This is a genomic window from Streptomyces showdoensis, assembly GCF_039535475.1.
Lineage (GTDB): Bacteria > Actinomycetota > Actinomycetes > Streptomycetales > Streptomycetaceae > Streptomyces > Streptomyces showdoensis.
The window spans coordinates 1,552,338-1,572,000 of record NZ_BAAAXG010000026.1; the positions used below are offsets into that span (position 1 = coordinate 1,552,338).

Here is a 19,663-nt window from a genome sequence, read left to right on the forward strand (position 1 = left end):
GACTCTCGTCCGGGCCTCTCACCTGTGTGCACTCGGCAGGATTCGAACCTGCAACCTTCTGATCCGTAGTCAGATGCTCTATCCGTTAAGCTACGAGTGCTTGTTTTGTTTTTCGTCTTCGCTCCCCGGCCTTTCGGCCCGCTCGCGGCGACAGGAAGAACATTACATGACTGCCGCCGCCATGTGAAATCCATTGACCACACCCCTTGTGACCTGCGAAAACGCCAGACGGGGCGCGAGCGGGGCCGAGGTGGCGGCGGGGGCCGACAGGGCTGGAGCGGGCCGAAAGAGACCGGGGTCACACGGGCGTGGGGGTCTGGGGCGGAACGAGGCCGTCCGGGCATCGCGCGCGGGTTCTCCGGCGCTCAGCGCTCCGGCAGTCCGGCACCCGATCAGTCCAGCGCCCGACGCCCGACGCCCGGCAGTCCGGCAGTCCGGCAGTCCGGCAGTCCGGCCCCGGGAACGAGCGAAGCCCCGGCCTTGGGGCCGGGGCTTCGGTGGGGCGGAGGCGGAGGGATTTGAACCCTCGATGGGCTTTAAGACCCAAACCGCATTAGCAGTGCGGCGCCATAGACCGGACTAGGCGACGCCTCCTCGCACCTCGCGCGTACGCGAGTGGTGCGTGCAGATGATGACACAGACGAGCACCGCGCCACCAATCGCTTATCACCGTACTAGGCCCCGGGGGCCCAGAGCAAAGCCCTCGCGCCCTCGCGCCCCCGCCCGGCGCGTCCCGGTTGCGCAACGGAGCGGGACGCCGAGCGTTAGAGGTGGGGACGCACCACCCCGACGTCCGTCGCTCGCACGCCCGCCCCGTCATGGAGTTCGTATGCCGCGCCGCCTCGCCTTCGCCGCCCTCGCCCCGCTCGCCGTCGCCCCGCTCGCCCTCGGCGCCACCGCCGCCTCGGCCACCGGGCTGGGGCCGCTGCCCCCGCTGCCCCTGCTCTCCACTCCCGACTCCCTGACCGTGGTCGTCGAACGTTCCGGGAACGCGGAGGCCGACGGGTCCTTCCGGCTGGAGTGCGGCGGTACGCCCGGCGGGACCCACCCCGCCGCCGAGAACGCCTGCAAGCGGCTCGAGCAGATCGCCGCCGCCGGAAGCGATCCCTTCGCCCCCGTCCCCGCCGATCAGCTGTGCACGCAGCAGTACGGCGGGCCCGCCACCGCCCGCGTCACCGGCACCTGGCAGGGCCGCAGCATCGACGCCCGCTTCTCCCGCGCCGACGGCTGCGAGATCTCCCGCTGGGAGAACCTGCGACCCGTCCTCCCGCGCGTCTAGAGGGGCGCCCGGGGTGATCCCCGGGGAACGGAGGGATCGCCTCCCTTAGACTCCCTCCGTGACAGGCCGCGACCCGAGGGGCAAGATGGGCCCGGCCGACAGGCGATAGGCACAGGCGATAGGCAAGTGCAGTGGGTCAGGGAGGAACCGTCGTCGTGAGCAGCAGGCCATCCCGAGGCGCTGCTCGCCTCGCAGCCATACTCGACGCCCTCCCGGACGGCCTCGTGCTCGTCAATTGCAACGGCACGGTCGTCAACGCCAACACGATCGCGCTCGGCATGTTCGAGACCCCCGGCACCGCGCTCGTCGGGCGCGGGCTGCTCGATCTGCTCCCCGAGTTCGACTCGCGCCTCATCCCGGGCTCCATGCGCCGGCCCGAGGCCGCGGACGAGCGGGGCCGCACCAAGCCGACCCGGATGATCGCCCGCCGTACGGACGGCAGCGAGTTCCCCGTCGAGGTGACCAGCGCCAGCCTGGAGGACGGCCGCGAGGCCTACGACTCGTACAGCGGCTACACCGGCGACGAGCTGCTCATGCTGGTCGTACGGGATCTCACCGGGACCCTCGACACCGAGGCGGAGCTGGCCCGTTCGCAGCGCCAGACCGAGATGATCCTGCGGGCGGCGGCCGAGGGCGTCGTCGGCACCGACACCGACGGGCGCGTCGTCCTCGTCAACCCGGCCGCCGCGCAGATCCTCGGCTTCCGCGCCACCGACCTCGGCGGCAAGGAGCTGCACACCCTGGTGCTGCACTCCCGCCCGGACGGCGAGCCCTTCCCGTACGCCGAGTCGCCGCTCGCCGACACCCTCAAGTCCGGCCGCAAGCACCGCGTCCGCGGCCAGGTCCTCTGGGCGAAGAACGGCGACCGGGTGCCGGTCGACCTCACCACCGCGCCGGTGCGCGACGGGGACCAGCTCGTCGGCGCCGTCATGACCTTCACCGACCGCAGGCCGTACGAGCAGCTCGTCGAGAAGCACGCCGGCGAGGTCGCCGACCGGGCCGAGCGGCACCTGGCCGAGCTGGAGCAGCAGCGGGAGCGGTACACCGCGCTCGCCGCCCGGCACGAGCAGCTGACGGCCGTCCTCGCCGAGTCCCTGCGCGGGCCGCTGGAGGAGCTGCGCACCGAGCTCGGCGCCCTCGCCGCCGACGACGCCGGGCAGCTGTGGCCCGAGGCCAACCAGGTGCTGCACCATCTGGCCGCCGGATACGCCCGGATGACCACCCTCGTCGACAACGTGCTCGGCTACCAGCGCCTCGACGCCGGCGCCGAGGCGCTCGCCAAGGACGTCGTCCTGCTGGACGGGGTCGTGACGGCCGGCATCGACCACGCCGTCGAGCTGATCGGGCCCGGCCGGGCCCAGTTCGCCGTCCACGCCCCGCCGATCGAGGCCGAGGTCGACGCCGGACGGCTCGTCACCGCGCTGGCCCACCTCGTCGCCGACGTGGCCGGGGTCGACGCCACCGGCAAGAACAAGGCCGCGCAGACGAGCGGCCACGCCGACTCCACGATCGTCGTCGCGGCCGCACAGCGCGGCGACGTCGTCCGGATCGAGGTCCGCGGCCCGTACGCGGGCGGCGACCCCGTCCACCAGCCGGTCGTGCGCGGGATCGTGGACGCGCACGACGGTGTGGTCCAGACGCACGAGGTGCCGGGGACGACCGGCGGCGCGTACGTCGTCGAGCTCCCCCTCGGCGCCGGGCGCGGCACCGTCGCCGCCCCGCCGGCGCCGGAGGGTGCGGGCGAGGGCGGGAGCGACGCCGGGGCCGGGGCCGCGCGTGCGTTGCCCGCCCTGCCCGCGCTTCCCTCGCAGGCCTCCTCCGACTCCGGGGTCCCGGACGCGAGCGCGGGCCCCGAGCTCGCGCCCTCCCCCGACGGCACCAACGGCAGCGGGCGCCGACGCGCCCGCCGCGCCTCCACGGACGCCTTCCTGGAGAGCCCGCTGGTGCCCGAGGACGGCGCCGCGCCCGAGCCGACCGGACGCCGCCGCGGCCGTACGGACGACACGCCCGCCACGGGTACCCCGGCGGGTGGGCCGGGTGAGCTGATCCCGGCTCAGAACGCCGGGTCCGCCGAGCCGACCGGGACCGGACGGCGTCGTGGGCGGCCCGCCGAAGGGTCCGTCGTGACGGCCGCCGAGGGCGCGCAGGCCCGGCCGGCGCTCGGCGCCGCCGTGCCCCCGCAGGGCGTGCCGGTCGACGGCCACGCGCCCCACGGCCCCCCACTCACCCCACGCACCCCACAGCTCCCAGGCGCCCCAGGGCAACGCGTTCGCCCCGGCGCTCGCGCTGCCCGCCGTCGCGTCCACCGAGGAGGCCCGGCCCACCGGGCGCAGGCGCCGGGCGCTCGCGGCCGCGCAGGAGCGCGCCGCGGCGGCGGAGGCCGGTCCGCGCACGCCGTTCGCGCTGGGTCCCGCCGAGGCGGACCGCGCCGCCGAGGACCTCCTGGAGCCCACGGGCGTCCCCGCGCCGGAGCAGCCGCGACAGCCGGAGCACGGCGAGCGCCACGAGGCCGTACGGGCGCTGCCCGAGGACGACCACACCCCGCCGCAGCCGCATCCGCTGCCCGGGCGGCGCCGTGGACCGCAGGAGACCACGAGCGGGACCGGTACGGGGTCCGTGCCGCTGCCGCCGGAGGTCCCGGCCGCCGCTTCGGCGACCGGCAAGGACTCGACGCAGGGGCGGGCCTTCAGCGTCCGCACCCTCGGCCAGGGCGTGCCGTTCGCCCCTCCGCAGCCCTCTCAGGCCACGCAGCCCCCTCAGGCCCCTCCGGGCCCGGCGCAGGCTCGGTCCCAGGGCCTGCCCCAGGCGCCGCTCCCGACGCAGGCCCCGACCCCGGCCCCGGCCACCGCGCCGTCCCCGGTTCCGGCCCAGCCCGCCGCCGGGCAGCCCGGGCCCTCCGGTCGTCGTCGCAAGCTCGGCAACCCGGCCGAGGAGAGCCGCCCGGCCACGGCCGGCGCCCCGGACGCCGCCGCCAAGCCGCACCCGCTGCCCGCGCCGGCGTCCGCCTCCTCGCCCCTGACCCCGCCCGTCCCCTCCGTCCCCGCCGTCCCGAAGCTCGGCCCGATCCCCGCGCCCGCCGCAGCCCCCGAGGGCCGCGCGTACGCCATAGGGGCGCCCGCCGAGGGCTCGGCCGAGGGGCCGGAGCCGCTGGACGGGCCGGGCGGCGCGGTCGAGGTGTCGAACCAGCCGCTGCCCCAGCCCGTCGACGACGAGCTGCCCCCGGAGCCGCTGGACAACCCGCGCCGGCTGCTGGTCTGGCCCGCGCCGGACGTCTCCACCCAGCAGGCGCTGAGCGACCGCGGCTACCGGCCGGTGATCGTGCACTCCCGCGAGGAGGTCGACGCGCAGATCGCCGCCTTCCCGGCCGCGCTGTTCGTGGACCCGCTGACCGGGCCCATCACCCGTACCGCGCTGCAGTCGCTGCGCCAGGCGGCCGTGGCCGCCGAGGTGCCGGTGCTGCTCGCGGCCGGGCTCGGGCAGGCCACCCGGGAGGCGGCGTACGGCGCCGATCCGGCGGTCCTGCTCAAGGCGCTGGCGCCGCGGGACAGCGAGCAGCACCCGTCCCGCGTCCTGCTGATCGAGGAGCACCCGGACATCGCGCAGGCGCTCGCGGCGACGCTGGAGCGGCGCGGGATGCAGGTGGCGCGGGCGGCGACCGACACCGAGGCGGTCACGCTGGCCGCGCAGATGCGGCCGAACCTGGTGGTGATGGACCTGATGCAGGTGCGCCGCCGCCGGGCCGGGATCATCGACTGGCTGCGCGCGAACGGGCAGTTGAACCGCACGCCGCTCGTCGTCTACACCTCCGCCGGCCTCGACGAGGCCGAACTGCCCACGCTCTCCTCGGGCGAGACGGTGCTCTTCCTCGCCGAGCGTTCGACCAGCGCCGAGGTGCAGGCCCGGATCGTGGACCTGCTCGCGAAGATCGGCACCAACTAGGCGCGGTGAGCGCCCGGTCGGTGCAGACCGTGGACCGGGGGATCAGAGCTGGGTGACGTCCAGCTCGCCCTCCGCGTACTGCTTGCGGATCACCTTCTTGTCGAACTTCCCGACGCTCGTCTTCGGGACGGCCGGCACGATCGCCCAGCGCTCCGGGAGCTGCCACTTGGCGATGCCGCCCTCGGCCGCCAGGAAGGCCCGCAGCTCCTCGTAGTCCGCGCTCGCGCCCTCCTTGAGCACGACGGTCGCGAGCGGGCGCTCGCCCCACTTCTCGTCCGGTACGGCGACGACGGCGGCCTCGGCGACGGCCGGGTGGCCCATGAGGGCGTTCTCCAGCTCGACGGAGGAGATCCACTCGCCGCCGGACTTGATGACGTCCTTGGCGCGGTCGGTGAGGGTGAGGAAGCCGTCGGGGCTGATGACGCCGACGTCGCCGGTCTTGAGCCAGCCGTCCGCGCTGAACTTGTCCTCGGGGCGCAGCTCGCCGCCCGTGGCGCCGCCGTAGTAGGCGCCGGCGATCCAGTTGCCGCGGACCTCCAGCTCACCGGCGGACTCGCCGTCCCAGGGCAGGAACTCGCCGCCGGGGCCGACCAGCCGGGCCTCGACGCCGGTGGGGAAGCGGCCCTGGGTGACGCGGTACGGCCACTCCTCCTCGGGCGTGAGGCCGGCCGGCGGGTGCGCCATCGTGCCGAGCGGGGAGGTCTCCGTCATGCCCCAGGCGTGGCAGAGGCGGACGCCCAGTCGGTCGTACGCCTCCATGAGGGAGGGCGGACAGGCCGCGCCGCCGATGGTGACCTGGGCCATCGAGGTCAGGTCGCGCGGGCGGGCGGTGACCTCGGCGAGCAGGCCCTGCCAGATGGTGGGGACGGCCGCGGCGTGGGTCGGCTTCTCGGACTCGATCATGTCGGCCAGCGGGGCCGGCTGAAGGAAACGATCCGGCATCAGCATGTTGATGCCGGTCATGAAGGTGGCGTGCGGCAGGCCCCAGGCCAGGACGTGGAACTGCGGCACCACGACGAGGGTGGTGTCCTTGTCGGTCAGGCCCATCGACTCGGCCATGTTCACCTGCATGGAGTGCAGGTAGATCGAGCGGTGGGAGTAGACGACGCCCTTGGGGTCGCCGGTGGTGCCGGAGGTGTAGCACATGGCGGCGGCCGAGCGCTCGTCCAGCTCGGGCCAGGCGTACGTGGTGGGGCGGCCGGCGAGCAGCTCCTCGTACTCGTGCACCCGCGGGGCCACGCCGTCGAGGAGGGAGCGGTCGCCGAGGCCGGCCACGACGATGTGCTCGACGGTCGGCAGGTGCGGCAGCAGCGGGGCGAGGAGGGGGAGCAGCGAGCCGTTGACGAGGACCACGCGGTCGGCGGCGTGGTTGACGATCCAGGCCAGCTGCTCGGGCGGGAGGCGCAGGTTGAGGGTGTGGACGACCGCGCCCATGGCGGGGATCGCGAAGTACGCCTCGACGTGCTCGGCGTTGTTCCACATGAGGGTCGCGACGCGCTCGTCCCCGGTGACGCCGAGCTCGTCGCGCAGGGCGTTGGCCAGCTGGGCGGCCCGGGCACCGGTCTCGGCGAAGGTGCGGCGCTGCGGCTCGCCCTCCCCGGTCCACGTGGTGATGGTGGACTTCCCGTGGATGGTCATCCCGTGGTTCAGGATGCGGGTCACGGTCAGCGGTACGTCCTGCATGGTGCTGAGCACGGGCGTCCTCCCGAGGGCGCTACGCGGCAGTAAGGATGTGCCGATTCTGCGCACGTACCACGTGGTATGTCACTACCCAGGAGTACGAATTTGCCAGTGATCACTGGCGTGACCGAGGGTAACGCGGAGGGAGGGGCCAGAGGACGGGGCGTTTCTCAGCGGACGGGCGTCAGCTCCGGGTCCTCGCGCAGCTTGCCGAGCGCCCGGGAGACCGCGCTCTTGACCGTGCCGACGGAGACCCCGAGCACCTCGGCGGTCTGCGCCTCGCTCAGGTCCTCGTAGTACCTGAGGACGACCATCGCCCGCTGGCGGTCGGGGAGCTTCATCACCGCGCGCCACATGGCGTCGTGCAGCACCTGGCGCTCGGCCGGGTCCGACTCCGGCAGCCCGGCCGGCTCCGGCAGCTCGTCGCAGGCGAACTCGTCGACCTTGCGCTTGCGCCACTGGGACGTACGGGTGTTCAGCAGCGCGCGGCGGACGTAGCCGTCCAGGGCGCGGTGGTCCTCGATGCGCTCCCAGGCGACGAAGGTCTTGGCCAGCGCCGTCTGGAGCAGGTCCTCCGCGTCGCACGGGTTCGCGGTCAGCGAGCGGGCGGTGCGCAGGAGCACGGGCCCGCGGGCCCGCACGTACGAAGTGAACGACGGGTACGCCGTGTTCGTCGGGTACGTCGCGTACTGCGAGGCACCGGCACAGACGGGGCCAGAAGGTGGCGGAGTCATGGCTCAACGCTATGAGCGGCCACCCGTCCCGGGGATCGGCCCCAGGTCCCGAACCGCACTCCGCCTCAGGTTGTAGGGGTGGGGCCTGCTGGACCTCCTTCAGGTGGAGCCCCCCTCCGACCGGGTCAGGGTCGGATCCGGGCGACCGGGGCGTCGACGGCGCTGCGGTCGATCCGCAGCCGCCGTCCGCCGTACGACTCGGAGACGTTCCCCGCGTACTGGTGGATGCGGGCGTGCGGCTGCCAGGCCGTCGCGGCCAGCGCCGCCTCCACGTCGAGCGAGGGCAGGCCCCGCCAGCGCGCGAACCACATCACCGCCGGCAGGTCCGCCGTACCCGCCCGCCGCTCCCGCTCCATGTGCCGCACGCCCGTATCGGCGCTGCTGTAGAAGCCGGGCAGGTAGCCGAGCCGCCGGACCTCCCGGTTCCAGGCCCGGACGAAGCGCAGGGTCGTCGCGGCGCAGTCGGCGTCGTCGCTCCGGTACGCCTCCATGTCCAGGTAGAGCGGGCTGGCCGCGTCGATCCCGAGGGCCCGGGCCGCCCGCACCGCCTCCCCGGCCTCGCTGGTGCCCTGGGTCCACGGGGTGCGGCCGATCGCGTACTTCCGCTTGGCCTCCGCGAGCACGCAGGGGGCCTGCGAGCCGACGAAGAGCGGCAGCAGCCGCCAGCCGAGCGCGTGCACGGAGGCGACCCAGCCGGGGGTGAGCTGCGGCTGCGCGCGGCAGCCCCGCCCGCGTCCGCCGAAGTACACGCCGACGGCCCCGTACGGCGAGGCCCGCCAGGCCCGCATCACGGCGAGGGACGGGGCGTCGCAGGTGTCGAAGGCGCGGCCGGCGAAGGAGCGGGGGGTGGTCGGGGCCGCGGGGGCGACGGCCCGGGCCCCCTGCCCCGGCCCCGCCAGCAGCACGACGACCGCCAGGACCGCGACGACGGCCGGGACCGCGAGGACCCTGCGGCCGGCCCGGGGACCGAACCGTCGGCTGTCGCGGCGGCCGACCCGGCGCCTGTCACGGCGGCCGACCCGGCCGCCCACCCGGCGGCTGTCGCGGGCGCTGTCTCGGCTCCCGGCCCGGCGGCTGTCGCGGCGGCGGGTCGGGATGCGGGTGCGGCCGCCGTCCCGGCGGGTGCCCAGGCGGCTGACCCGGCGGCCGGTCCGGCGGCGGGGCGCGGGCGGGGCGGGCGTCTCCGGTGCGTCCATGGCGTCCATGGCGCGAGTGAAGAGCGCCGCGGCCCGCACGGCCACCGCTGGGGCCCCGTCCTCAGCCGTCCGTGCCCAGGATCAACCCGGACGTGGGAACCCCGGTGCCCGCCGTCACCAGAGTCCTGGCCGCCCCGGGCACCTGGTTCACGGAGGTGCCGCGCATCTGCCGGACGGCCTCCGCGATGCCGTTCATCCCGTGCAGGTACGCCTCCCCCAGCTGGCCCCCGTGGGTGTTCAGCGGCAGCGCGTCCGCCGCGACGAACGCCGCCGCCTCCCCCGGCCCGCAGAAGCCGAACTCCTCCAGCTGCATGAGCACGAACGGGGTGAAGTGGTCGTAGAGGATGCCCACGTCGATGTCGTCGGGCGCGAGCCCCGAACTGCGCCACAGCTGCCGGGCGACCACGCCCATCTCCGGGAGCCCGGTCAGGTCGTCCCGGTAGAAGCTGGTCATCGCCTCCTGGTTGCGCCCCGCGCCCTGGGCGGCGGCCACGATCACCGCGGGCGGGCGGCGCAGGTCGCGGGCGCGCTCGGTGGAGGTGACGACGAGGGCCTGGCCGCCGTCGGTCTCCTGGCAGCAGTCGAGCAGCCGCAGCGGCTCGGCGATCCAGCGGGAGGCGGCGTGGTCCTCCAGGGTGATCGGCTTGCCGTGGAAGTACGCGGCGGGGTTGCGGGCCGCGTGGCGGCGGTCGGTGACGGCGACGTGGCCGAAGGCCTCCGGCGTCAGCCCGTACGCGTGGAGGTAGCGCTGGGCGATCATGGCCACCCAGGAGGCGGGCGTGAGCAGCCCGAAGGGCAGCTGCCAGCCGAGCGCCGCGCCCTCCGCGGACGGCTCGCGCTGCTGCACCCCGGAGCCGAAGCGGCGGCCGGAACGCTCGTTGAACGCCCGGTAGCAGACGACGACGTCCGCGACGCCGGTGGCGACGGCGAGGGCGGCCTGCTGGACGGTGGCGCAGGCGGCGCCGCCGCCGTAGTGCACGCGCGAGAAGAAGGACAGCTCGCCGATGCCGGCCGCCTGGGCGACGGTGATCTCGGGGCTGGTGTCCATGGTGAAGGTGACCAGGCCGTCGACGTCGGCGGGGGTGAGCCCCGCGTCGTCGAGCGCCGCGTGCACGGCCTCGACGGCGAGGGTGAGCTCGCTGCGGCCCGAGTCCTTGGAGAACTCGGTGGCCCCGATCCCGGCGATGGCGGCCCGGCCGCCGAGGGAGTCCCGGCCGCGGACGCTCATCGGGCCCGCTCCTCTCCCGGCGCCGGCAGCTCCACCGTCACGGTCCCGGTGACGTGGTGACCGAGCCCGTTGGCGCCCACCACCCGCACCAGGACGGTGCCGCCGTCGACCTCCGTGACCGTGCCGGTGAGCGTCATGGTGTCCCCCGGGTAGTTGGGCGCGCCGAGCCGGATGGCGACCTTGCGGAGCACGGCCCCCGGGCCGAAGCGGTCCGTGATGTACCGGCCCACCAGGCCGTTGGTGGTGAGGATGTTCATGAAGATGTCCGGGGAGCCCTTCGCCCGGGCGAGCTCGGCGTCGTGGTGCACGTCCTGGTAGTCGCGGGAGGCCACGGCCCCGGCGACGATCAGGGTGCGGGTGATCGGCACGACGAGCGGGGCCAGCTCGTCCCCGGCCCGCACGGCGGCGGTCACACGGTCGGCGGTCACGCGTCCGCTCCCTTCGCGAGCAGGTCGCCCAGTTCGGCGAGGAGTTCGGTGCCGCAGCCCAGGTACGCGTCGAGCTGCCGGCCCCAGAGGAAGTGCCGGTGCACGGGGTGGTCGAGGTCGGCGCCGAGCCCGCCGTGCAGGTGCTGGCCGGCGTGCACGACCCGTTTGCCCGCCTCGGCGGCCCACCAGGCCGCCGTCAGGGCGTGCTCGCCCACGGGCAGGTCCTCGTCGTGACGCCAGGCCGCCTCGTAGGCGGTGACCCGGATGGACTCGGTGTCCATGTGGGCGTCGGCGGCCCGCAGCTGCACGGCCTGGTGGGAGGAGAGCGGACGTCCGAACTGCTGCCGCTCCGAGGTGTGGGCGACCGCGCGCGCCAGCGACCCGGCGCAGACCCCGGCCTGGAGCCCGGCGAAGGCGATCCTGGCGGCGGCGAGCACGTCGTCGTAGGGATCGCGGTACGGCGAGTCGTCGGCGCCCTCGGCGGCCGTCGCCCGGTACGGCGAGTCGTCGGCGCCCTCGGCGGCCGTCGCCCGGTACGGCGAGTCGTCGGCGCCCTCGGCGGCCGTCGCCCGGTACGGCGGGTCGTCGGCGCCCTCGGCGGTCGCCCGGTCCGACCGTGCCCCGACCGGCCGCTCCCCGTCCCGCCGCTCCCCGAGCCGCTCGGCCGGGACCCCGTCGAGGACCAGGCGTCCTGCGGACCAGGGCGCGGTGAGCTCGACGGGCTCGACGGGACGGCCGGCGTCCGCCGTGCGGACCAGCCACAGCGACCGGTCCGCGGCCGGGACCAGGACGTGGGTGGCGTCCCGCAGCCAGGGCACCCGGTCCAGGGTGCCGGTGAGCCGGCCCTCGGCGTCCGCCCGTACCGCTCCCGCTCCGGCGAGCGCCGGGAAGGCGCCGGTCACCACCGTCGTGCCGTCGCGCAGACCGGGCAGCAGCCGGGCGCGCTGCTCACCGGTGCCGTGCCGGGAGACGGCGAGCAGCCCGTACACGCAGGTCGCCGTGAAGGGCACCTGCGCGGTCGTGCGGCCCTGCTCCTCGGCGAGCAGGACGAGGCCGAGGAGCCCGGTCTCCTCGACGGCGCCGGGCAGTCCGGAGGCGCACAGGGCCTTCCAGAGCTCGGCGTCGGCGCCGGTGCCGGCGGCCGCGAGCCGTTCGGGGGTGGCGAGGTCGCCGAAGATCCGCGCGGCGAGCTCCCGCGCGGCCTGCTGCTCCTCCGTGGGCGTGAAGTCCATGTCAGTCCTCGCCTCCCGCGCGGAAGACGGGGAGTTCGAGCTCCTCGTCCGCCTTCAGGAACTCCAGCCGGACCGGCATCCCGATCCGCACCTTGTCGTAGGGCACCCCGACGACGTTGCTGACCATCCGCACGCCCTCGGCCAGTTCGATGAGCCCGACCGCGTACGGGGGGTCGAAGGCCGGGAAGGGCGGGTGGTGCATCACCACGTACGAGTAGACGGTGCCCTCGCCGCTCGCCTCGACGGTGTCCCAGTGGCGGGAGCCGCAGGCGTTGCAGCCGGGCAGCCAGGGGAAGCGGAGGGTCGCGCAGTCGCCGCAGCGCTGGATGAGCAGCCGGTGCTCGGCCACGCCCGCCCAGAAGCCTGCGTTGTCGCGGTTGACGACGGGGCGGGGCCGCCTGGCCTTGGCCGCTTCTTTCGCCTCCTTCGCCCCCTTCGCCTCCTTCAGCCCGTTCACCCCCTTCACCCCGTTCGCCTCCGGGGTCGCGGGGCGTGCGGCGGGCGCGTACTTGAGGATGCGGAACCGGTGGGTCCCGGCGAGCTCGCCGCCCGCCCGTACGTCCATCCGGGTCGTGACGAAGTGGCCGGTGCCCAGCTTGGTGGTCTTGCGCGGCGAGACGGACTCGATGACGGCGTCGAAGGTGATCGCGTCCCCGGGGCGCAGCGGCCGCAGGTACTCCTGCTCGCAGTCGGTGGCGACGACGGAGGTGTACCCGGCGCCGTCGAGGAGGGCCGACAGCTGGTCGTACGCCCCCGAGCGGTCGGTGTGACCGGACAGGCCGCCCATGGTCCACGCCTGGAGCATGGTGGCCGGGGCGACGGCGTCGGGGCCCCGGTAGGCGGGGCCGGTGTCGCCCATCGCCTCGCACCAGTGGCGGATCATCGGCTCGTTGACGGGGTCCTTGCCGGTGCCGCCGACGGCGGCCGGCCGCCCTTCGTACGCCTTCAGGCGCGGGTAGAGGGAGTCGTCTGCCGGGGTGGGCGGGGTGGGCGCGGCGGCCGTCCCGGGCCGGTCCTGGGTCATCGCCGTCCCCTGCCCTTCATGCCGAGCCGCATCGTCGCGACGATCTCGCGCTGCACCTCGCTCACCCCGCCCCCGAAGGTGTTGATCTGGGCGGCCCGGTTCATCCGCTCCAGCTCGCCGTCGCCGAGGGCGCCCGGCGATCCCGCCCGGACCAGTCCGGCGCCGCCCGCCATCTCCTGGCACATCCGGTAGACCTCGACCGCCGACTCGGTGCCCGCGAACTTCACGCCGCTCGCGTCCCCGGGGGCCAGCCGGCCCGCCCCGACCTCGCCGACCAGCCGCCAGTTGAGCAGGCGGGTGGCGGCGAGCCGGGCGTGGGCCTCGGCGGCGCGGATGCGGACCCACGGCTCGTCGATCCGGCGCTCCCCGGTGACGGGGTCGGGGGTGCGGGCGTGCCGGAGCGCCGCCGCGAAGAAGTCCTCGGCCTGCATGCCGATCGCGGCGAGCGCGACCCGCTCGTGGTTGAGCTGGTTGGTGATGAGCCCCCAGCCGCCGTTCTCGGGGCCGACGAGGTTGCCGGCCGGGACGCGGAGGGAGTCGTAGTAGGTGGCCGTGGTGGTGAGCCCGCCGACGGTCTCGATCGGGGTCCAGGAGAATCCGGGCGCGTCGGTCGGGACGAGGACGATCGAGATGCCCCGGTGGCGGAGGGTGCCGGGGTCGGCGTCGGTGCGGCAGGCGAGCCAGATCCAGTCGGCGTTCTGGGCGTTCGAGGTGAAGACCTTCTGCCCGTCGATCAGCCAGGAGTCGCCGTCCCGGACGGCCCGGGTGCGCAGCGAGGCCAGGTCGGTGCCGGCCTCGGGCTCGCTGTAGCCGATCGCGAAGACGGTCTCGCCGCGCAGGATGCGGGGCAGGAAGTACGCCTTCTGCTCCTCGGTGCCGTACTTCATGAGGGTCGGGCCGACGGTGTTGAGGGTGACCATGGAGACGGGGGCGCCGGCCCGGTAGGCCTCGTCGAAGAAGACGAACTGCTCGTCGGGGCCGCGGCCCTGGCCGCCGTACTCCTCGGGCCAGCCGAGCCCGAGCATGCCGTCGTCACCGATGCGGCGCAGCAGCCGGCGCTGGGCGGCGGAGTCGGCGGGGGGCGGGGGCCCGTCGGGCATCACGTCGCGGAAGTACGCGCGGAGTTCGGCGCGCAGCCGCAGTTGCCGTTCGGTCGGGGCGAGGTGCACGGCGACGCCTCTCGTCGGGACAGGACTTCCACCTAAGGTTTCTGACTGTCCGTCAGATTTAGTCCGCCTGTCAAGGTCACGGCGCCCTCGGAAGCCCGCCCGCGCACCGGCGGGGGCGCGCGAGGCGGCGCAACGGAGGACGGCCCGCGCGCCGGCGCCGAAGCGCCGCCGCACAGGCCGTCGTTCACCCCGCGGACGTTCCCCCCGTCGGGCCGGTTACCACCACGGATAGAAGTTGACCACCGTGTTGACGTTGGACTGGTCGATGTGGGTGAAGGCCGAGCCGTTCACGCTCGCGGTGTTGTTCTGATTGGAGGCACCGGAACCGGTCGCCACCTGCTGCGTCGTGGTGGAGTTGCCGTGGTTGTTGCCACCCACACCACTGCCGATGATCGTGGCGACGCTGGTGTTCGATCCGTTGTCCGCGAATCCTCCGTTGTCGGCCTGGGCCACGCCGGTGAAGAGGGCGGCGGCCAGGGGCAGGGCGGCGACAGCGGCGATGACGCGGGCGGTACGGATGCTTGCCATGTCTGTTCCTCCGGGAACTGAAAGCTCTCTGAATGCTGCGAACTGCTGCTCATTCCAAGGCGGTTGGCCGTCCGCCTCGGTCGTTTCCTGCTCGACGTCGCGAGATCAGAGTTGCCCACCGAATCCCCGTCGAACCACCCCCTAGCGCCCGATTCCCCCGCAAGCGTGAGGACAAGTCGATAAACCCCCTCGACCACGGCAAAGCCCCAGCTCACCGCCCAGGAGGGCGCGAAACGGCGCGGAAACCCGGCTCCCCCAAGAGGTGAAGCGTTTCGGCAGCTTTTCAGCCAATCTGCCCTTCCGCCCGAAACGGAACGGCCTCCGAGCCGGAAGACAGAACGGCCCCCGACCGGTGACTACCGGTCGGGGGCCGTTCCAGGTCCCGCGGTGGGTGTGGGATTTGAACCCACGGAGACATCGCTGCCTCGACGGTTTTCAAGACCGTTCCCTTAGGCCGCTCGGGCAACCCACCCTCGCCCGCCCACGGAGGGCGGAGCGAGCTACAGAGTACCGGGACCGCAAAGGATCAGCTGTCGCCCGTGCGTTCGCCGAGGGTGACCGTGGCCGTGGCGGTCTTGCCGCCGCGCTCGTAGGTGATCTTGACCGTGTCGCCGGGCTTGTGGGTCCAGATCTCGCTGATGAGGGTCGGGCCGCTGTCGATCGGGTGGTCGTCGAAGGCCGTGATCACGTCGCCCGCCTTCAGGCCCGCCTTGGCCGCCGGGCCGTTCGGGGTGACCGACGGGGTGCCGCCGGAGCCCTGCGCGGCGATGGTGGCGCCCTCGCCCTTCTCCTGCATGTTCACCGTCGCGCCGATCACCGGGTAGACCGGCTTGCCCGTCTTGATCAGCTGCTCGGCCACGTTCTTGGCCTGGTTGACCGGGATCGCGAAGCCGAGTCCGATCGAGCCCGCCTGCGACTGGCCGTAGCCGCTGCCGGCCGACTGGATCGCGGAGTTGATGCCGATCACCGCGCCGCTCGCGTCGAGCAGCGGGCCGCCCGAGTTGCCCGGGTTGATCGAGGCGTCGGTCTGCAGGGCGCTCATGTACGAGTTCTTGCCGCTGGAGCCGTCGCCCGAGGCGACCGGACGGTTCTTCGCGCTGATGATGCCGGTGGTCACCGTGTTCGACAGGCCGAAGGGCGCGCCGATCGCGATCGTCGAGTCGCCGACCGCCACCCGGTCGGAGTCGCCCAGCGGCAGCGGCGTCAGGTTCGACGGCGCGTTCTTCAGCTTGATCACGGCCACGTCGTAGCCCTCGGCGCGGCCGACCACCTCGGCGTCGTACGTCTTGCCGTTGGAGAACGTCACGGAGAGCGTGCCGCCGTCCGCCGCGGAGGCCACCACGTGGTTGTTCGTGACGATGTGGCCTTCCTTGTCGTAGACGAAGCCGGTGCCCGTACCGCCCTCGCCCTCGGCACCGCCGGACTTCGCCTGGATGGTGACCACGCTCGGCAGCGCCTTCGCCGCCACCGCGGCGACCGTGCCGGGGTCGCGCTTGAAGGAGGCGGGGGAGTCGCCCGAGGAGACGGTGGTCGAGGCGGTCGGGTCGTCGTCGCGCTGCGTCGCCGCCCAGTAGCCGATGCCGCCGCCGACGCCGCCCGCGACCAGCGCGGCGACCAGGACGGCCGCCACCAGGCCGCCCGCGCGCCTGCGCGGGGGCTCGGGGGCCGGCGGCACGGGCGCGCCCCAGGACGGGACCGCGGGCGGGGCGGGGGGCCAGCCGCCGCCGGCCGCGTCGGGCGCGGGGACGGGGGCATGGGCGGGTGCGTGGGCGGGAGTGGAGCCGTAGGCGGGGGTGTGGGCCGGAGCCGGCTCAGGGGCCGGGGCCGGGGTGGGCTCAGGGGCGGGGGAGGCGGCAGGAGCGGGAGGCTGCTCCTGGGCCTGGGGGTGCTCCTGGGCCCCGCCCTGGGGCTCGGCGCGCGGCGGCTCGGGCGATTCCGCGGCGGCGGCAGGCGTCGGAGGGGCCACGGGCGGGGCGGGAGGCGTGGGAGGCGTGGGAGGGGCGGACGGGGCACTCCGGTCCGCCGGAACCGCCGTGCCCTCGTTCTCGGTGCTCACAGCTCTCTCCTCGTTCACTGCACGGGTGTGGGTGGGTGGATGCCTGGTCCAAGGTGCTGTGCTCAGCTTTTCCCACCGGGCGTCAGGCCACTGTAAGCCGGAGCTGTGTGTCCGCACCCCTCTTCTTTATATGGGGGCATATCAGACACAGCCTTACCATGTCGCGGTGACCCACGCACCGCAGCAACCGAACCGCCTCCCCGTCCAGGTGGTCGCCCACCGCGGGGCCTCCGAGGACGCCCCGGAACACACTCTGGCCGCCTATGTGAAGGCCATCGAGGACGGGGCCGACGCCCTGGAGTGCGACGTACGGCTGACCGCCGACGGGCACCTCGTCTGTGTCCACGACCGGCGCGTCAACCGCACCTCCAACGGCCGCGGCGCCGTCTCCGCCCTGGAGCTCGCCGATCTCGCCGCGCTCGACTTCGGCACCTGGAAGGGGCGCGAGGAGGCCGGCGAGAGCCCCGACTGGGGTGACCCCGGAGCCACCTCCGTCCTCACCCTGGAGCGGCTCCTGGAGCTGGTCTCCGACGCCGGGCGGCGGATCGAGCTGGCCATCGAGACCAAGCACCCCACCCGCTGGGCCGGCCAGGTGGAGGAGAAGCTGCTCCAGCTGCTCGACCGCTTCGGGCTGGCCGCGCCGGCCGCGCCCGAGGACTCCCCCGTGCGCGTCATGAGCTTCTCGGCCCGCTCCCTGCACCGCATCGCCGCCGCCGCGCCGACCCTGCCCACCGTCTCCCTCGCCCAGTTCGTCACCCCGCGCCTGCGCGACGGGCGGCTGCCCGCGGGCGCGCGGATCGCCGGACCCTCGATCCGGATCGTCCGGCACCACCCCGCCGTGATCCTGCGGCTCCAGAAGGCCGGCCACCAGGTGCACGTCTGGACCGTCGACGAGCCGGAGGACGTGGAGCTGTGCGAGCGGCTCGGCGTCGACGCGATCATCACCAACCGGCCGAAGCTCGTGCTGTCCCAGTTGGGCCGCGTTTAACCCCCTGCGTCCCGCCTGTCACAGGGGTACGGGGTGTGCCCCGGCGCGTTCGGGACGTACGCGATCGTCACGAGTGCGTCACCGGACCCGTACTGGCCGGTTTCCGGTCCAGGCCATTGGGGCATTCACACCGTGGCGTGGGGCAAAGGAGGTCTCGGGGGTGGCGTTGGTGGTGGCACAGGAGGTGCCCACGTCGTCGAGCATGGCCGTACCCCATGGCCCTGCGGGCGTGGGCAAGGCGCGACACCGGATGCGGGAGCAGTTGCACCGCAGCGGGATGTCCGAAACGGTCGTCGACGACGCGGTGCTGATCCTTTCCGAACTGCTCAGCAACGCGTGTCGGCACGGCAGACCGCTCGGCCGGGCGGACGTGGGCGACGGCGACGTGCGGGCGGCCTGGAGCATCGACAGAGCGGGCGGACTGACCGTCGAGGTGACGGACGGCGGTGGCCCGACCAGGCCCGTTCCCGCCACGCCCTCGGTCACCGCGCGCGGCGGCCGCGGGCTGAACATCATCAGCGCGCTGGCACAGGACTGGGGCGTACGGGACAGCGCGACCGGCGAGGTCACGGTCTGGGTGGTCGTCACCGAGGGCCACCGCCGCGAGGACTTCGCGGCACGGGTCGGCGGCGGCTCCGGACTGGACTTCCTGGACGCGTACGACGAGCTGGAGTAGGCGGGGTCCCGGCGCACCGCGACAGGAGCCAGAGTCCACGGCGCGGCGCATCGTGACTGGGGTCAGGGTCCACGGCCCGGCGCATCGTGACAGGACCCAGGCCCCAGGGCCCGGCGGACCGCGAGAGGTGCCCATCGCCGGACCCCGGCCCCGGTGCACCCATGGCGGGATCCCGGGCCACGGCCACGGCCGAGCGCGGCCCCCTGCGGAGTCGTCATCCGGACGACGTCCCGGACCCCGGTCCGGGTCGGCGCGACCGTCCGGATGCCTTCCGGATTCCCTCCGGATTCCCTCCGGATGCCGTCCAGATCCCGGCCGGATGCCGGCCGGATGCCGTCCAGATCCCGGCCGGATGCCGTCCAGATCCCGGCCGGGCGGGAGCCCGGCGGCGGCCGTATCGCGGCACGCATCCCGGCACCGGGGATCCCGTGCGGCTAGGCTCGCGCCCGAGACAGCACCGCCGCGATCGGGAGAAAGCCACACCATGGCCAAGAAGCGCCCCCAGACGAAGCCCGGCAAGGCCGGCCAGGCACAGGTCACCAGCGGGGAGATCCCGGTCGTCGGCGCGCGCGAGCCGTGCCCCTGCGGTTCGGGCCGCCGCTACAAGGCGTGTCACGGGCGGGCCGCCGCGCACGCCGTGACCGAGCTCGTCCAGCGCCCCTTCGAGGGGCTGCCCGGCGAGTGCGACTGGGTCGCGCTGCGCGAGCTGGTGCCCGCCGCCACCGTGCCGCTCACCCTCAAGGACGGACTGCCCGAGGGCGTTCCGTCGGTGACCCTGGCGACCGTGCTCCCGATGGCCTGGCCCGCGCTGCGCCGCGACGACGGCTCCGTGCTGCTCGCGCTGCAGAACGACTCGTCCTCCGGCGACCTCGCCCGCGACCTCGCCGACACCCTGCAGCGCGCCCTGGAGGCGGAGCCCGGCACGCCGGTCGCCCCCCACCGGGTGACGCCGGAGGGTCCGCGCCTGCAGGACCTGCTCGACCCGAACAGCGATTTCGCGCCGGACGTGCACACCGGTTTCGAATTCTGGATTCCGGAGTCCTCGGACAATTCCAGCCCGGAGGTCAGCGCCTCCCTGGAGCGCGCCAACGCCGCCGCCATCCCCACGGTCAAGCTGACCGGCGTGGACGCGGCCTACTGGTGCGAGACCCCGGACAAGAACCACCTGCGCTGGGTCATGCCGCACGCCGAGGAGAAGCTGCTCGACGCGCTGGCCCGGCTCCAGGCAGCCGGCACGTCCTCGCTCGGCCCGGACACCCGGCTCGTCGGCTCCTTCCGCGCGCACGGCCTGATGGTCCCGGTCTGGGACCTGCCGACCGGGATGACGGCGGAGGACTGCGAGAAGCCGGCGGCCGAGTTCGCCGAGCGGCTGGCCGGGGCGCTCGCCTCGGACGCGCCGCTCAGCATCGAGGAGCGCCGGGCCCGGGGCGGTCTCACCAACCGTCAGGTCACGCTCAGCTGATACCCCAGGTGGTATCCGTGACGGACAGACCGACCAGTCGGTGA

The 19,663-nt window shown here is 74.3% G+C and carries 14 protein-coding genes, 3 tRNA genes and 1 pseudogene; 5 read left to right on the forward strand and 13 right to left on the reverse strand.

All coding sequences use genetic code 11. The annotated features are described in order from the left end of the window. Nucleotides 1-27 precede the first annotated feature (27 nt). Nucleotides 28-100, reverse strand: a tRNA-Arg gene (locus tag ABD981_RS20015). Nucleotides 101-503: 403 nt separating this feature from the next. Then, a tRNA-Ser gene (locus tag ABD981_RS20020) sits at nt 504-594 on the reverse strand. Nucleotides 595-829: 235 nt separating this feature from the next. Between ABD981_RS20020 and ABD981_RS20025 the strand changes: the two genes are divergently transcribed. Both ABD981_RS20025 and ABD981_RS20030 read left to right on the forward strand, forming a co-directional pair. After that, nucleotides 830-1,279, forward strand: a complete 450-nt coding sequence (locus tag ABD981_RS20025) for an SSI family serine proteinase inhibitor (protein ID WP_046911303.1) — start codon at nt 830-832, stop codon at nt 1,277-1,279. Nucleotides 1,280-1,434: 155 nt separating this feature from the next. Next, nucleotides 1,435-5,271, forward strand: a pseudogene (locus tag ABD981_RS20030) (PAS domain-containing protein); the annotation flags it as partial. Here ABD981_RS20030 and ABD981_RS20035 read toward each other — a convergent pair. The 11 genes from ABD981_RS20035 to ABD981_RS20085 form a co-directional block, all read right to left on the reverse strand. Further along, on the reverse strand, nt 5,261-6,913 hold the full coding sequence (locus ABD981_RS20035) for a long-chain fatty acid--CoA ligase (protein WP_046911301.1): 1,653 nt from the start codon (nt 6,911-6,913) through the stop codon (nt 5,261-5,263). The pseudogene ABD981_RS20030 and the gene ABD981_RS20035 sit on opposite strands and share 11 nt — an antisense overlap. Nucleotides 6,914-7,068: 155 nt before the next feature. Continuing rightward, on the reverse strand, nt 7,069-7,632 hold the full coding sequence (locus ABD981_RS20040) for a SigE family RNA polymerase sigma factor (protein ID WP_046911300.1): 564 nt from the start codon (nt 7,630-7,632) through the stop codon (nt 7,069-7,071). A 125-nt stretch (nt 7,633-7,757) separates the two neighbouring features. After that, nucleotides 7,758-8,549 (reverse strand): DUF1906 domain-containing protein, encoded by a 792-nt coding sequence (locus ABD981_RS20045; RefSeq protein ID WP_046911330.1) that lies wholly within the window; start codon nt 8,547-8,549, stop codon nt 7,758-7,760. A gap of 340 nt (nt 8,550-8,889) precedes the next feature. After that, complete coding sequence (locus tag ABD981_RS20050) at nt 8,890-10,056, reverse strand: lipid-transfer protein (RefSeq protein WP_046911299.1); 1,167 nt, start codon at nt 10,054-10,056, stop codon at nt 8,890-8,892. After that, complete coding sequence (locus tag ABD981_RS20055; protein ID WP_046911329.1) at nt 10,053-10,457, reverse strand: MaoC family dehydratase; 405 nt, start codon at nt 10,455-10,457, stop codon at nt 10,053-10,055. The genes ABD981_RS20050 and ABD981_RS20055 overlap by 4 nt, the downstream gene beginning before the upstream one ends. Nucleotides 10,458-10,480: 23 nt before the next feature. Then, a complete protein-coding gene (locus tag ABD981_RS20060) occupies nt 10,481-11,716 on the reverse strand; it encodes an acyl-CoA dehydrogenase family protein (RefSeq protein WP_046911298.1) in 1,236 nt (411 codons plus the stop codon). 1 nt (nt 11,717) lies between these two features. After that, on the reverse strand, nt 11,718-12,740 hold the full coding sequence (locus ABD981_RS20065) for a bifunctional MaoC family dehydratase N-terminal/OB-fold nucleic acid binding domain-containing protein (RefSeq protein ID WP_046911297.1): 1,023 nt from the start codon (nt 12,738-12,740) through the stop codon (nt 11,718-11,720). Continuing rightward, nucleotides 12,737-13,909, reverse strand: coding sequence for an acyl-CoA dehydrogenase family protein (locus ABD981_RS20070; RefSeq protein WP_046911296.1), 1,173 nt, complete (start codon nt 13,907-13,909; stop codon nt 12,737-12,739). The genes ABD981_RS20065 and ABD981_RS20070 overlap by 4 nt, the downstream gene beginning before the upstream one ends. A gap of 216 nt (nt 13,910-14,125) precedes the next feature. Next, complete coding sequence (locus ABD981_RS20075) at nt 14,126-14,437, reverse strand: hypothetical protein (RefSeq protein WP_046911295.1); 312 nt, start codon at nt 14,435-14,437, stop codon at nt 14,126-14,128. A 385-nt stretch (nt 14,438-14,822) separates the two neighbouring features. Next, nucleotides 14,823-14,909: transfer RNA gene (locus ABD981_RS20080), tRNA-Ser, on the reverse strand. Nucleotides 14,910-14,963: 54 nt separating this feature from the next. Further along, nucleotides 14,964-16,493 (reverse strand): S1C family serine protease, encoded by a 1,530-nt coding sequence (locus ABD981_RS20085; RefSeq protein WP_345530031.1) that lies wholly within the window; start codon nt 16,491-16,493, stop codon nt 14,964-14,966. 166 nt (nt 16,494-16,659) lie between these two features. On the opposite strand from ABD981_RS20085, the gene ABD981_RS20090 reads away from it, so the two are divergent. The 3 genes from ABD981_RS20090 to ABD981_RS20100 all read left to right on the forward strand — a co-directional run bounded on the left by ABD981_RS20090 (nt 16,660) and on the right by ABD981_RS20100 (nt 19,619). Continuing rightward, on the forward strand, nt 16,660-17,481 hold the full coding sequence (locus ABD981_RS20090; RefSeq protein ID WP_046912408.1) for a glycerophosphodiester phosphodiesterase: 822 nt from the start codon (nt 16,660-16,662) through the stop codon (nt 17,479-17,481). A gap of 73 nt (nt 17,482-17,554) precedes the next feature. Then, nucleotides 17,555-18,157 carry an ATP-binding protein gene (locus ABD981_RS20095; protein ID WP_123955285.1) on the forward strand — a complete coding sequence of 201 codons (603 nt, stop codon included), beginning with the start codon at nt 17,555-17,557 and terminating at the stop codon, nt 18,155-18,157. Nucleotides 18,158-18,641: 484 nt separating this feature from the next. After that, nucleotides 18,642-19,619 carry a DUF5926 family protein gene (locus ABD981_RS20100; protein ID WP_046912406.1) on the forward strand — a complete coding sequence of 326 codons (978 nt, stop codon included), beginning with the start codon at nt 18,642-18,644 and terminating at the stop codon, nt 19,617-19,619. Nucleotides 19,620-19,663 lie beyond the last annotated feature (44 nt).